The sequence below is a fragment of the Hungatella sp. SB206 genome (assembly GCF_051132295.1).
GTDB classification, from domain to species: domain Bacteria; phylum Bacillota; class Clostridia; order Lachnospirales; family Lachnospiraceae; genus Hungatella; species Hungatella effluvii.
Genome location: NZ_CP096603.1, coordinates 1,115,265 through 1,129,086, shown reverse-complemented (window position 1 = coordinate 1,129,086; position 13,822 = coordinate 1,115,265). Strand labels below are relative to the sequence as shown.

At 52.6% G+C, this 13,822-nt stretch carries 12 protein-coding genes; 3 read left to right on the top strand and 9 right to left on the bottom strand.

From position 1 onward, the window contains the following. Positions 1 to 53: 53 nt before the first annotated feature. The 7 genes from scfA to M1L66_RS04875 all read right to left on the bottom strand — a co-directional run bounded on the left by scfA (position 54) and on the right by M1L66_RS04875 (position 7,899). Positions 54 to 200, bottom strand: a complete 147-nt coding sequence (scfA, locus tag M1L66_RS04905; protein ID WP_002601553.1) for a six-cysteine ranthipeptide SCIFF — start codon at positions 198 to 200, stop codon at positions 54 to 56. 136 nt (positions 201 to 336) lie between these two features. Beyond that, positions 337 to 2,463, bottom strand: a complete 2,127-nt coding sequence (locus M1L66_RS04900) for a hypothetical protein (RefSeq protein ID WP_243008341.1) — start codon at positions 2,461 to 2,463, stop codon at positions 337 to 339. Between the two features lie 179 nt (positions 2,464 to 2,642). Then, a complete protein-coding gene (gene rbsK, locus M1L66_RS04895) occupies positions 2,643 to 3,578 on the bottom strand; it encodes a ribokinase (protein WP_434691334.1) in 936 nt (311 codons plus the stop codon). Between the two features lie 33 nt (positions 3,579 to 3,611). Further along, positions 3,612 to 4,607 (bottom strand): hypothetical protein, encoded by a 996-nt coding sequence (locus tag M1L66_RS04890; RefSeq protein WP_117634461.1) that lies wholly within the window; start codon positions 4,605 to 4,607, stop codon positions 3,612 to 3,614. Positions 4,608 to 4,742: 135 nt separating this feature from the next. Next, a complete protein-coding gene (locus M1L66_RS04885) occupies positions 4,743 to 5,576 on the bottom strand; it encodes a carbohydrate ABC transporter permease (protein ID WP_055654928.1) in 834 nt (277 codons plus the stop codon). Between the two features lie 10 nt (positions 5,577 to 5,586). Then, positions 5,587 to 6,477 carry a carbohydrate ABC transporter permease gene (locus M1L66_RS04880; protein WP_243008340.1) on the bottom strand — a complete coding sequence of 297 codons (891 nt, stop codon included), beginning with the start codon at positions 6,475 to 6,477 and terminating at the stop codon, positions 5,587 to 5,589. 18 nt (positions 6,478 to 6,495) lie between these two features. Further along, a complete protein-coding gene (locus tag M1L66_RS04875; RefSeq protein WP_117634457.1) occupies positions 6,496 to 7,899 on the bottom strand; it encodes an ABC transporter substrate-binding protein in 1,404 nt (467 codons plus the stop codon). A gap of 287 nt (positions 7,900 to 8,186) precedes the next feature. On the opposite strand from M1L66_RS04875, the gene M1L66_RS04870 reads away from it, so the two are divergent. From M1L66_RS04870 to M1L66_RS04860, 3 genes are all read left to right on the top strand, one after another. Then, positions 8,187 to 9,947, top strand: a complete 1,761-nt coding sequence (locus tag M1L66_RS04870; RefSeq protein ID WP_243008339.1) for a cache domain-containing sensor histidine kinase — start codon at positions 8,187 to 8,189, stop codon at positions 9,945 to 9,947. Positions 9,948 to 9,961: 14 nt separating this feature from the next. After that, positions 9,962 to 11,545, top strand: coding sequence for a response regulator (locus tag M1L66_RS04865; protein WP_117634455.1), 1,584 nt, complete (start codon positions 9,962 to 9,964; stop codon positions 11,543 to 11,545). Between the two features lie 68 nt (positions 11,546 to 11,613). Beyond that, a complete protein-coding gene (locus tag M1L66_RS04860) occupies positions 11,614 to 11,973 on the top strand; it encodes a TIGR04086 family membrane protein (protein WP_002601577.1) in 360 nt (119 codons plus the stop codon). 137 nt (positions 11,974 to 12,110) lie between these two features. On the opposite strand, the gene M1L66_RS04855 is transcribed toward M1L66_RS04860, so the two are convergent. Together M1L66_RS04855 and M1L66_RS04850 are read right to left on the bottom strand one after the other, a co-directional pair. Further along, on the bottom strand, positions 12,111 to 12,452 hold the full coding sequence (locus M1L66_RS04855; protein ID WP_117634454.1) for a DsrE family protein: 342 nt from the start codon (positions 12,450 to 12,452) through the stop codon (positions 12,111 to 12,113). 12 nt (positions 12,453 to 12,464) lie between these two features. Further along, positions 12,465 to 13,733: an HlyC/CorC family transporter gene (locus M1L66_RS04850; RefSeq protein ID WP_110325042.1), complete on the bottom strand. Its 1,269-nt coding sequence runs from the start codon at positions 13,731 to 13,733 to the stop codon at positions 12,465 to 12,467. Between the last annotated feature and the right edge of the window lie 89 nt (positions 13,734 to 13,822).

Here is a 13,822-nt window from a genome sequence, read left to right as displayed (position 1 = left end):
CGTCCTTACGACCGTAGGGGTCTTTTCACTCATCTGCCTCATATTCCGGCATACTATCTATTGCTGTTCTCGCAGCTCTGGTTGCCCACCGTACAGGATGTCTTGCAGGCTGACTGACAGGAAGTCTGGCACTCGCCACAACCGCCTTTTTTCATAGATTCCTTTAATGTGCTGGAATTTAATGTCTTAACGTGTTTCATTCTTACACCTCCTGTATTTACCTAATTCTTTGAGATTATACCACATGTTTTTAAGGAGTGCAAGGTAAAACGCCCCCGGGATTACGGGGATTTCTGAAAACAGGCAAGACAGATTCAGCACCATCACACTCCCCCATCACTCTTTAACCACACGAAACGCCTCGTCCAGCGCCTCGGCTCCATGAAACCCGACAAATTCCTCCGGCACGGGCATTTTCGTCATATGCCCCACGAGTTCCACCCATTTTTCCATCTGGAACACGTAGCTGCTGTCCTTCCAGATCGCCTCCGCCTCCTCTTTGGAGATATCCATATATTTCAACAGATCCTCCGGGAAGTTCTGTTCCTTGCCGTAGATCTGAAATTCCGACTCAAGAATCCACGGCCCGTTGGCTGCGGCCCTCTCATACGCATGTTTCTGATCCGCGTCAGAGTAGGCCACCATCAGTAGGTCTCCGTCAAACTCATCGTAAAGAATCACCTCCGACTGAAAGATGCGCGCCACCGCCTTCGCCGCCTCTTTGGTACAGTTCTGCTGGAGTGACGGACAATCGATCCCCAGCCACTTGCTTTCCGGCGTTCTGACCGCCAGTGCGTCCCCTGACAAAGGATAGGCCCCATTACGGATCTTCTTCACTTCCCTGAGCTTCTCTGCGATCTCCTCATCACTCATGGCATGATCCATCAGCACGAGACAGCTGGTCATATAGACATTATCGCCGTAGTATCCGTGAAATATCTTCTCTTCCATGGATCTGCAGATTCCCACCGATGTATCGGCGGCCCGGAAGGAATCCCGTACTGCTCTTGCCGTCTGCAGGCTCACATCATCTTCACGTTCCGGCGTAATGCTCAGGGAATAATACCGTTTCGGTCCGTAGACATCGAGTCCGATCACGTGCCGGACACCATCCCCGTCTTTACTCCGTATTTCACGGCTCACGATCGTCCACTCCCCGGATTTTTCCAGGTTATAATCGATCACCTCCACCTCCGAATCGAAGGCCGCGGCGCCACCGTAAGTCTTGGCAATATATTCCGCCTTTGACTTCGGCAGCATCTCCGTTACGTCATACCCCTCATATGCACTGGACAGCCCGCCTGTCACACTGACCTGTCCCCAGTCCGAACGCAGGGCATCGAAAGAATTATACTGGTCCTGACTGATCTCCCAGCCGCCCCCGGGAAGAGTGATCCGGTAGAACATTGACGAAGATACAAAGGAGCCATCCTCCGTAACTGCATCAAATACCGCGTCATCCGGGATAACCACGAGCAGCTCACTGCCGCTTACTTCTCCGGAATCAGCCGCCCTCTCTCCGGAGCCTGTCATCGGTGCTCCAAAAACTGACGTTTTTATTCCTCCGCTCCCATTCACACCATTCAGCGCCCCTAAAATCATGGCGCCTGCTGCCACCGCCGCCACACCGCATATCGCCGCCGCGGCCTTCCCCGGAATATTCCATCTCACCGTAAGCGGCACAGACTTCTTTTTCAGGCGAAACGCGGGATTGTTGAATCGGCATCGGGCGTCACAGACACGCATCAGCGCCTCGGCCCCCTCCATTCCTCCCAGCGCGCCAAGAGGCAGCAGCAGGCCTTCCCCCTCTTTTTCCGCAAGATACAGCGTCTGTTTTGTGTAAAATACACCGGTGATGTTCTCATAAGGATGAATCACAGCCGCGCGTTCCGTAATTTCTATCAGACCTCTCCGTCCTGCTGCCACCATCTGCTCCCCAATCATGCGGTACGGAAACGTGCCCAGCTTCCTTAAGTGTTCCATCTCCCTTCTGCTGACGCGCAAAAGGCCATACTCTGCCTTCACTTCCTCAATCTGCCTGATATACCGGCAGGGTGCAAATCTGCTGTCCGCGCAGATATCGGCCGCCTCCTGAAAGGAAATCCGCATCTTCCCCATTTCCTTAATCCGGCGCTCAAAATCCGCCCGCCATGCGATTGCCTCTTCTTCTCTTCCCAGCAGACGCTTCGGCACCGCCCAAAAGCGCATCATATCGTAAAATACGAAAAGCGTTTCCAGCTTGTAAAGCCGCTCTATGGCGCCGTACAGAATATATGCTTCACACGCACCGCTCCTGGCATGGATTATCTCTTCCTTCACGGTCATCTCCACAGGTTCCTTCAGACAGGAAAAATCATTTCTTCCCGGCCCTGCTTTTCGCATTTTCACATACGTTCCGTGAAACCAATGGATAAACTCTTTGTACTCTTTATCACTCAGCTCATAAGTCAATTTATCGTTCATGTAAAATCCCCCTGGTAAATTAACTTCATTATAAGCAAAAATCGGGGCAAATGCCATACTTTCTTCCTATCGTTTGCCAGAAATGCAGAATCTCCCACACAAAAGGGCCAGTTAAGGAAGAACCGGCAGCTGAAGCTCCCGCTGATATTCTTCCAAAACTGGTCCTGTCTTCTTTTCGATTATTTCCGCACGTTTTTCAGCAAAGAGAGGATTTCCTCCCTCTCCGGCATGGATGGTGCCGTCCCGATCCGACCAACCGACAGAGCGGCCGCGGCGCTGGCGAATACGACCGCCTGCGTCAGGTCTTTCCCCTCGGATAACGCGGCTAACAGCCCGCCATTAAAGGCGTCCCCGGCCCCTGTCGTATCCACTGCCGTCACGCAGAAGGGCGGAACCATCTGTCCGGCTCCATTAACAGAGAGGTAGGCACCTCTGTCCCCCATGGTGATAATGACATGACGGACGCCCCGCCTGTGAAACCACTGTGCGGCCTCTTCTGCGCTCTCCCCGGAGCAGACGGGTATTCCCGTGTAATACTCTGCCTCCACCTCATTCGGCGTCACGATATCGATCCATTTCCACACATGTTCCGGAACCGCAGCCGCCGGAGCGGGATTTAAGATGACGCGCTTCCCGTTCAGGGCCGCATGTTCCGCCACGTCATACACCGCGCCGCTGTTCGTCTCCAACTGCATCAGCACATAATCGCAGCCTTTTTCATCGGTCAGACGCTTCACCGTCTCCACCTCCGGCTCCGAAAATGTGAGGCAGGCTCCCGGCACCACCACGATCTCATTCTGGCCGCTGTCCTCTCCCACAAGGATCAGCGCACAGCCTGTATCGCACTCCTCTGTCACAAATACGCCCGACCGGTCCATGCCCAGCTGTTTCATGGTATTCTCCGCTATTTCGGCAAAGTGGTCCGTCCCCAGCTTTGTGACAAGCTTCACGTCCGCTCCCGCCTTATGTGCAGCCATAGCCTGATTGAAGCCCTTGCCTCCCGGACCGATCTTAAATCCATGCCCCATCACCGTCTCCTTCGGTGCAGGCAAATGGGGCGCCCGTGCCATGATATCTGCCACAAAGCTTCCAAAAACCAATGCTTTCCTTCCCATACCGGTTCTCCTGTCACTCTTCCCTGAGAAATTTTACTTCCTGTCTCCATTTTTACATTCCTGAACCAGAATGCCCTTGATCAGCTCCGTTCCGCGTTCCTTCGGACAGCTGCATAGAATCCGGACCGCCTGCATCAGGAGTCCAAGTCTCTCTTCGGGCCGGTCCGCAAACTGGTCCTTCACCCGGCAATAGGCGTACATAAAACGGCTGCATTCCGGTTCTCCCATGCCGATATCCTCCACCGACATGATGACGATCCGTTCCCAGAGATACGCCTCCATCTCACTGCCGCTTATGAAAGCCTCGTACGCCAGCATCAGCGCTTCCCGCTCCAGCGCCCGGCGGATGCTCTTTTGAAACGCCGACTGAAGGAGCTCCAGATTGAGACCATGAGGCGATTCCATCTCATAGAAATGATTATAGGCGTCCGAACGGAACGGCCTCGGATGTTCCCCGCCGTAAATGGGCGTCAACAGCTCGATCAGCCGTTTTTTATACGGCTCCGCTCCCTCTGCCTCCGGCACCACTCTGCTCCCTCCATCGGGATACAGGAAATCCAGCGGCGTATGGCCCAGTTCCCTTCCCGCATGGTTGTGGTGATCCTTCGCAAAATCAGGAATCTCCGCGTACACGCCGGCCTGACAGGAATCCTGGACTCTTTTAATCTCCGCCTCCAGAGACGGCTCCTTCTCACAGGCGCACAGATACCGGATGGCCTGGATAAAGCTCAGCGCCTGCATCCCGCCTGCGTCCGGCATATACGGCTCCGTGTGATAGCAGATGCATCTCAAATTGTATACATAAGCCAGCGCTCCCGGCTCCGCCAGACCCACGGCACAGACCGCCGCCGTCTCCAGCTGCTTCCAAAGCTCCTCCAGCATGACCGGACTCGTTCTGTATAGATCAAAAGCGGTGGAAACCGCCTCATCCGTATCCCCCTTCAGGATATCGTTATACAGCTTTTCAAACGCGGCGCCCACGTTCATCCCGCCTCTCGTTTTGTATTCTGTTATTTTAATCCTGTCCATCTGTATCTCCTTCATCCTTCTCCGTTTTTTCTGCTCATCACGTTCTGGTGCTCATCCCCATTTACACCTTCTGTTACTCCTTTACCCCCTCTGTTGCTCCTTTTACATCCTCTGTTACTCCTTTTACACCCTCTGTTACCCTTTTACAACGCCGCTGCAGATGCTGCTCTCCACCTTCTCCTGCGCAATCAGATAAAAGACGACCGTCGGAATTATGCTGATTACAATCGATGCAAAGCTCACGGCGTACAGTGTACCGAAATCCCCCTTCAGGTTTAACAGCGCCACCGATATGGGTTTTAACTGCGGCTTCGTTATCAGGACATTGGCAATCGGCAGCTCGTTATAGATAAACAGAAACGATGTAATTGCACACGTGGAAAGGGCCGGTTTCGCCACCGGGACAATGACCCTCAGAAGCGTCTGAAACAGGGAAGCACCGTCTATCATGGCCGCCTCGTCCAGCTCCTTCGGGATTCCTTCGATGTACCCCTTCAGAATAAAAAACACCATCGAAAGATTGATTCCGGCATAAATGACCATCAGCACAAACAGATTATTCCTCTGTCCGATGGCGCTGACCATCTGGACAATGGGAACAATGGCGCTCTGAATCGGTATCATCATGGCCGCGATCAGGAAGAGCGTCACCCCCTCGCTTCCCGGTATCCGCTTCCTGGCCGTCACATAGGCGCCCATTATGGATACGCCCAGCATCAGGCAGATCGAACCGGCCGACAGGAGAAGCGAGTTGGCAGTGGCCCGCAGGATGTGGACCATCTTCTCCGCTGAAATATAGTTATCCAGCCCAAACCGCTGCGGCAGCGCGAAGAAATCGGCAAAAATGGTCTGGTCGTCCTTAAACGAGGACAGTATCGCAAAGTAAAGCGGAAAAATCGTGGTAATCAGCCATATGCCCGCGGCGCAGGCATAGATGAGCCCACCCGGTGTAATTTTTCTCTTTTTCACGGTTTTCCCCCTATTCTCCTGTCCGTTCAGCAAACACGCGGTTCGTCACGACCGTGATCACGAGACAGAGCACAATCATAATCACAGCGATGGCGTTGGCATATCCGAATTTACTGTAGGTAAATGCATTCTTATACAGCAGCGTATTAGGCACATCCGTGGCATACCCCGGGCCGCCGCCCGTTAGTCCCATGATAAAATCAAAGACCTTGAACGCGCCTGTCAGCACAAATACCACCACGATCTTAAAGGTCGGCTTCAGCTGAGGAAGCGTGATATAGATCAGGCGCTGCCACGGAGTAACGCCATCCATGGCCGCCGCCTCATACACGTCTTCTGAAATAGCCGCCATGCCCGAGGAAAAGATAATCATCTGAAATCCCACGTTGCTCCACATGTTCACCAGCGCCACTCCCCACATGGCGGTGTGAATGTCGTTAAACAGATTAAAATGCTCCGCGATCCCCAGCTCCTTTAACAGCACCGGGACAGGTCCCTGTCCCGGCAGCATGATAAAGGTAAACATCAGGCAGATGGCGATTCTATTGATCACGACCGGCAAAAAATAACACGTTTTAACAAATCTGATTCCAAAAAACTTTTTGCTCACCACCGTCGCCAGAAACAGCGAGACGGGAATTGTCACAAACAGGCCTGTCACACACAGGATTCCCAGATTGATAAACGCCGTCTTAGTCGTATAGTCCTGGAAAAATGTCACGTAATTTCCGATTCCCACAAACCGGTACGGATCGGCGGGAATTCCGTTCCATTCGAAAAACGATGTAAACACCATATTGCCGAGCGGATAGATAATTACGAAGGTGTAGAGCAGGATAACCGGAGCGATCATAAAAAATGCTTCCGGCCGGTACTTTTTGCCCCGGACTTTTATTAACAAATCGATCCCCCGCCTTTCTTACTGCGGAAACAGTTTTGCGTACTCTGTGTCGAGTGTCTTTGCGATATCTTCCACCGGCCGCTCCACAAACATGGTCTGAAGCTCCGTATTCGTAATATTAATCACGCTGGCATCATCCAAATAGGCTGCCATAATATCGGTTGTATCACTTCTCGTCGCATACCCCTCCATAAAGGTCTTCATGGGATTCGGAGACTTCGACGTGTCGTAATCGATATCCACTGGATAGACGCCTCCTCCGGCCACTTCCGCATATCCCTCAAAGGTCTCCTTGGAGAGCATGAAGCTCATCAGCTTACAGGCCGCGTCATACTCCGGCGTACCCGGTTCCGCGGAAATACAGAAGCCCTCGCTGGTGGAAGCAAACCAGATGTCCTTATTCTCCGGCGCGCTCTCGAGATACGGGAAATTGACGCAGTCAATCTGATCCGCAAAATCCATTCCGTTGAAACGGTCGAAGTAGTAGCTGGCCGTAAAAAGCATGGCGATCTTTCCTTCGCCGAAGGATGTGATATTATTCTCTACCTCATAGGAGATCGCATCCCTGCCGAATACGCCTGCATCGATGAATTCCTTCATTTTATTCAACACGGCCATCATCTCGGGATCACTCCACTTCACCTCATGGTTGATAAATCTGTCCCTGAATTCCAGGCCATTCATGCGAACCGCCAGTTCGCTGAAGAAACGGCCTAAATCGGCTTTCGTCTTTGCAGCCATGGAGAACGGAACGATCGATGGATCGGCTTCTTTTAATTTCTCCGTCATCGCCAGCACGTCTTCCCATGTCTTCGGTGTCTCGATTCCATGCTCTTTTAACAGCTTCGTATTGACATAGACAGGGGAACCGATAACGGAATTCGGCACTCCGTATATGCCTTCCAGCCCTTTTCGTTCAAAGGAGAAGGATCCGAAGACGCCTTCATCTGCAGGTCCGGTCCAGTCAGCAGATTCGATCATGGGCGTCAGATCCTTGATGACACCGTTTTTCGCCCAGTCGTAATGCGGGAATGCGTCGGAACAGATAAAAAGTGTTGGCGGGCTGCCTGCTGCGACAGACGCCTTTAAGCTGCTCTTATACGATTCCGCGTCGGCGATCGATACATCCTCCACCTCGATATCCGGGTTAGCCGCCCGGAATTCCTCCAGCTTCTCCATGTAATACTTGGCACGCGGCAGCTCCGGATTCGTAAAACGCGATAAATAGGAAATCTTCACCTTCTCCCCTGCAGCCTGGCTCTCCTTGCCATCCGCAGACGCTTTCGTCCCCTCCTCCTGCTTGGCCTCGCTGGAGACGGCCGCTGCCGAAGTGTCCTTCACTTCCGTGGTCTTCTGGCTGCATCCGGCCACCGCCGCTGCCATGGCCGCTGTCAGAAACAGCGCTGTCATTCTTTTCTTCATAAGTAATCCCCCTTCTTCTTCACTTGTTTGTTTTTTGCTTACTAAAGTTTATCATAAGCGGCGCTCCGCTCCCATAGTTCTTTTTGAGTTTTTATCTGGAAATTTTTGCACAGACGGCATCCCGCCGCGCTTCCCCTGCATACCTGCCGTCCGAAGCTCCGGGCCAGGCATGTAATATTTTGTCATTTCTGGACTTTTTTGCTTTTCCTGCGTCCATGTTGACTTTGCAAAACCCGTGCAGTATCATTTTCTTATTAACACTGTGTACCACGGATAAGGAGGTTTTCGTGACCGGAAAAGGATATTTTTCAAGGCTGGAGTCAAAATTCACCTTTATGTACACCATCATTCTCATCGTTGTCATCACCTGCATCGCGTGTTCCATCGGACAGTACAGCAATTCCATCCTGAAAAAGAAGTCGCTGGACAGCTGTATCCAGAAGCTGGACTTTGCCGGAGAACGCTTCGAACAGATACTCGACCGAATTGAAAATGAATCGCTGCTTCTGACCCTGAACCAGGCCGCCCGCTACGAGGCGGCAAAGAAAGGGGACAATTCCCCCTATGAGGAACACATGGAGGCTGCCTCCTTTTCCTCCTATCTCGTGGAATTTCTTTCCACCCAGAGCGCGGTGGAATCCATCAGCTACTACAGCTGGGATGGCTCCTTCTTTTATCAGGACAACTACGGGGCGCAGCCCTCTGTCAAAATCGAGGTGCCCCAGGAGGTCCGGGAGGAATTCTTCCATTCCTCCCAAAAATCTTTCTGGTATATCCACGAGCCCGCGGCCCCGTATCCAGGAGGCAATTTAACCTTTACCTGTCTAAAGAAATCCTATGCCTTCACCGGCGAACCTCTGGGATTTTTTGCACTGACCGTATCGCCGTCCCAGATCCGCGAGATCTACAACGGCTTCTTCTCAGAGGATGAAATCTTCATGATCACAGATAAAAACGGACTCATCTGCGCCGGTACCAAAGACGGCATGCAGGGAAATATGGTGACAGACGTCTTTGCGGACGGCGCTCTCTTAACGACAGGCAGCACCATCACACTGGATTCCACCAGGTATTTATGCACCTTCCAGCCGGAAAAGGACTTAAACCTGTTTGCCCTCACGCCGGAATCCCTGGTTTACCATGATTCCCGGTCTCTCGTGTCCGTTATCCTTGCCATCGGGATTATTTCCAGCATTTTTACGTTCTTTCTGTTCCGGTACTCCACCAGAAAGATCATGCTCCCGGTCAACCAGATCATCTCCAATGTCCGTTCCATGTCGGACGGCGACTATAGCGTGCGGATCTCCACCCAGGAGGGGCGTACCGATGAAATCAGCCTGCTGGCCGGGCAGATCAACCAGATGGCCAGGAACACCCAGGACCTGCTGTCCCGCGTCCACCGTGAAAATGAACGAAAGCGGCGCTATGAGCTCTCCTATCTCCAGCTTCAGATGCAGCCTCATTTCTTATACAATACGCTGGAAACGCTCTGCGGCATGATCGAGATGAACAACAAGAGCGAGGCCATCGGCCTTGTCAGCCTTATCTCCAGCTTCTACCGGGACACGCTGGGCAAAGGCAAGGAGATCATCACGCTGGAGCAGGAATTAAAGATCACCTGCGGTTACTTAAAGATTATGCAGAAACGGTATCCGGGCTGTTTCTATTTTGAGACCAGCCTGGAGCCGGAGGTTCTCTCCTGCAGCATTCCGAAGCTCACACTCCAGCCCCTGGTGGAAAATTCCATCATTCACGGGCTGCAGCTGTTCACCTCCGACCGGGCGGGTCTGATTACAATCACCGGATATCAGGAGGACTCCCTCATCTGCCTGCGGATCGCGGACAATGGAAGCGGAATGGACGAAGAGACTGTCGTCCGGCTGAACAGCCAGATATTCTCGGAGGAACGGAGTTCCTTTGGAATTCAGAGTATCAAGAAACGGCTGAAGCTGTATTTCGCCGTGGCAGACATCCTGGTTACTTCCCGGATTTCAGAGGGGACCGTCATCACGATACGGATCTCACAGCAGCCGGAACCTCCCCTTTAGAAAGGATTTATCATATGACCTATCAATTCTTAATCGTCGATGACGAGTACTTTGTCAGGCAGCGGATCAGGCTCTGTATTCCCTGGAAGGAGTACGGCTTCGAATGTGCCGGCGAAGCTGCCAATGTCGATCAGGCCCTTCGTTTTCTGGAGGCGACACCTGTCGATCTGGTTATCCTGGACATTTCCATGCCGGGCGCCAACGGGCTGGAGCTTCTCCGCATGATGAAGGAACAGAACAGCCAGATTAAATTCATCATCCTGTCAGGCTTCGCCACCTTCGAATATGCCAGACAGGCCATCGCCTGCAATGTGACCAATTACCTGTTAAAGCCGATCGACACGGACGAGCTGATCCGGTCCATCACGGAAATCAGGGAGACTCTCGATAAGAACAACCACATAAAGCAGGAGCGGCTGGCCTGGCAGGAGGCTAGACTCATCGCGGAACACGCCGAAAAGAACACATTTTTCCAGAACATCTTCTCCGGCCATGCCTCCGTCTCCGAGAGCGCCCAGTTAAGAGAATTCGGAGTGCTTCAAGACGTCCCCTGCACCGTTATCGTCTCAGACGGCCGGCCCAAGGTTATTCACAGCCTTTCCTGCCAGGAGCGCGCCGCCTTTCAGACAGCACTGGGCAACCTCTCCGGCTGCCTTCTGTCCGGCAAATCCGGATGCATCCAGGTGACGGATGCTTACAGCCATCAGGTCCTTATCCTGCCGCAGGCGCAGCTGTCCGCCGGACCGGATCATTTTCTGGAACGCTTATCCTCCGCTGCCCGGGAGAATTTTTCCAGAGACATTGTGTGCGGCTACGGATATGGTAATGACGGCCTGGCGCCCTCGATCCATTCCGCCTACCAGACTGCGCTTCAGTTCTTCACCTTCCGGACCGTCTATGAGTCGGATGGCGGCACCTTTCACACCCGCCTCCCGGAAAAACAGGCCCTGGAACAGCTGAACACCGCCATACGCGGAATCTCCTGCGGCCTTTTAAAGAAGGATCACGAATTCATTGTAAGCAGTCTCCGCACCGCCTTTCAGATCATCGGACAGGAGCAGTTCTCCCTGCCCGCGCTGGAATCCGCACTCTCCGCCCTGCTCTCTGCGGCCATCGAGTACGCGGTCCACAACGGAATCGGGCTCTTCGAGGAAGACAGCGGCTCCGCCTACACCGCGGCGGGAATCATCTACCATGGATGCAGCCTGGGAGAAATCGAGGAGAAGTTTATGAATCTCTTTCTCTCCCTGCCCGGCAGCCAGGAACTGGACGATATCCCCATGATTCAGCAAATCGTGGTCCAGGCGGCGGAACTGATCGAGCGCGAATACAGCAATGCAGACATGGGACTCCAGTATATCGCATCGGCCCTGTTAATCAGTCCCGCCTATCTAAGCCGCAATTTTAAGCGGATCCGGCAGTACTCCGTCATGCAGTACATTACGAAATGCCGCATGGAACACGCCTGGGACTTACTTGCAGGCGGCCGCCTCTCCATCGCAGCCGTGGCCGAAAAGACGGGTTACCAGGACGCCTTTTACTTTTCCAAATGCTTTAAACGGTATTTCGGAATATCGCCTTCGCAGGTTGACCGATAATTTTCTATGAATAACCCCCTCTCCCCCAGAATATACTGAACCAGAAGACAAGATTGGGGGAAAAACAAATGGAAAAATCAAAGCTGCAGGCTACCTTAAAAACCCTGCTCATCTCGTACATACTGACCGGAATTCTCCTGGTTGTTCTGGCCTTTGCCCTCTATAAATTCCGCTTAAAGGAGGGACAGATCCGCATCGGTGTCAACGCGGTCTACATCATCACCTGTTTAGTCGGCGGACTCATCATGGGAAAGAGCATACGGCAGCGCCGCTTTTTCTGGGGGCTGACGCTGGGACTCGTCTATTTCCTGGTGCTTCTAGCCGTCTCCTTCCTGTTAAACAAGGGGCTGAACGGAACGATGAACCAGATTCTCACCACCATGGCTATCTGCGCGGCCAGCGGGACCATCGGCGGGATGATCAGCTGATTATCCCCGTTTTGGAGAGATACGGGGCAGCGCATGAGCGAAACTTTACCGTTTCACTAAAAAAAGAGTGCCGGAGACATCGGCTTATGGAGCTTAATCTGCTCCACGGGCCGCGTCTCCGGCACTCTCTTTTTTTGTTATGGCCTGATATAGGCATACCCTTCGGCCTGCCTCGCCGCCAGTTCCACCACGCCGGCCGGAACCACGGTGATAAAATCAAAGATATCATCCTTCGTCATGGCGTTCCCTTTCAGGGCATTGCTGCAGGCGGCGAATACCACGCCTTCTCCTGCCAGGGCCTTCATGGCGTCTTCATGCTCCGGTGAAATCACTGCATACCCGCTCACCGCGGCCGAGTTGGCCAGCACTTCGATGGTGTAGCTCTCCTTCTGCTCATGATAGTAAGCGGTCATGTTCCTGACATTCCCAAGCACCAGGGGCCACCGGTCCATCTCATCGATATGATAAATCACCTTCATACTGCTGCCTCCCTACGCGTCAACGTTCTGCTCCTTCGGAAGATACATGTGCACCCGGTCGATCCGGTTCTTGTCCAGCCTGTCCACAACCAGGCGGATTCCGTCACAGACGACGCTCTCGCCTTCTTCCGGAAGGCGGTCCAGCTGCCCGATAATCAGGCCGCCGATCGAATCATAGTCCTCGGATTCCAGTTCCAGATCCAGCTGGTCGTTTAAATCATCCAGCTTCATGGAGCCTTCCACCACATATTCTCCAGGGCCGACTTCCACCAGCTCCTGTTCTTCATCCTCGTCGTACTCATCCCGGATCTCACCGACAATCTCTTCCAGTAAGTCCTCCAGCGTAATCATACCGGCCGTAGCGCCATACTCATCCAGGACGATGATCATGTTGTTGCTGGTCTGGCGCATCTCCACCATCAGCTCCGCCGTGTTCTTATACTCATATGTATAGAGCGGTTCACGGAGCAGGTCACGGACATGAAATTCTTCATTCCGATCGATGAGGAGTACATCCTTCATGTTGATGATACCGATTACGTTGTCCGTCGTCTCCTCGTATACGGGCATACGCGTATATTTTTCCTCACGGAAAATATCAATCAGCTCATCGTAGGTGGCGCCGACCTCCACCATGGCCATATCAATTCTCGGAACCATGATGTCCTTTGCCACGGAATCGCCGAAATCAAACACATTATTAATAATCTTCTTCTCTTCCGATTCGATCACGCCCTCTTCGTGGCTCACTTCCACGATGGTACGCAGTTCATCCTCGGTGATGGCCTCCTGTTTCCGGTTGGGGTCCACATGGACAAGGCGCAGAAATCCGGAGGACAGCACATTAACCGCATAAATCACCGGTGTCATGACTGTCATGAACATATAGATGATCTTCGCATATTTTAATGAAATCTTCTCAGAATACAGAGTGGAAATCGTCTTCGGTGATATCTCACCGAATACCAGAATAACCAGCGTCAGAACGCCGGTTGCAATACCAACCGCCTTATTGCTCCAGATATTCATGGCCAGTGTCGTGGACATGGAGGAAGCGGTCAGGTTCACAACGTTGTTACCGACAAGAATCGCGCTCAGCATCTTACCCTGATCCTCGAGAACCTTCGTCAGCGTAACGGCGCTCTTGTCGCCCGCCTCCGCCAGGTTTCTGATCCGAATCTTATTCACCGTGGTAAGCGCAGTCTCCGCGGAAGAGAAAAATGCAGACAATCCAATTAACAGAATCAAAATAAGCAACTGTATATAGTCACTTGAATCCAAAAAAATCAACTCCTATTGTTTTATATTTTACTGTTGATTCTACAATAGAAAAGCGGCCGTGTCAATAAGGCGGCCGCTTTATCCCTTAA

Bases quoted from the DNA above. Each gene is read 5' to 3' on its own strand.
- scfA (WP_002601553.1), bottom strand. From the start codon at position 200: ATGAAACACGTTAAGACATTAAATTCCAGCACATTAAAGGAATCTATG.
- M1L66_RS04900 (WP_243008341.1), bottom strand. From the start codon at position 2,463: ATGAACGATAAATTGACTTATGAGCTGAGTGATAAAGAGTACAAAGAG.
- rbsK (WP_434691334.1), bottom strand. From the start codon at position 3,578: ATGGGAAGGAAAGCATTGGTTTTTGGAAGCTTTGTGGCAGATATCATG.
- M1L66_RS04890 (WP_117634461.1), bottom strand. From the start codon at position 4,607: ATGGACAGGATTAAAATAACAGAATACAAAACGAGAGGCGGGATGAAC.
- M1L66_RS04875 (WP_117634457.1), bottom strand. From the start codon at position 7,899: ATGAAGAAAAGAATGACAGCGCTGTTTCTGACAGCGGCCATGGCAGCG.
- M1L66_RS04865 (WP_117634455.1), top strand. From the start codon at position 9,962: ATGACCTATCAATTCTTAATCGTCGATGACGAGTACTTTGTCAGGCAG.
- M1L66_RS04860 (WP_002601577.1), top strand. From the start codon at position 11,614: ATGGAAAAATCAAAGCTGCAGGCTACCTTAAAAACCCTGCTCATCTCG.
- M1L66_RS04855 (WP_117634454.1), bottom strand. From the start codon at position 12,452: ATGAAGGTGATTTATCATATCGATGAGATGGACCGGTGGCCCCTGGTG.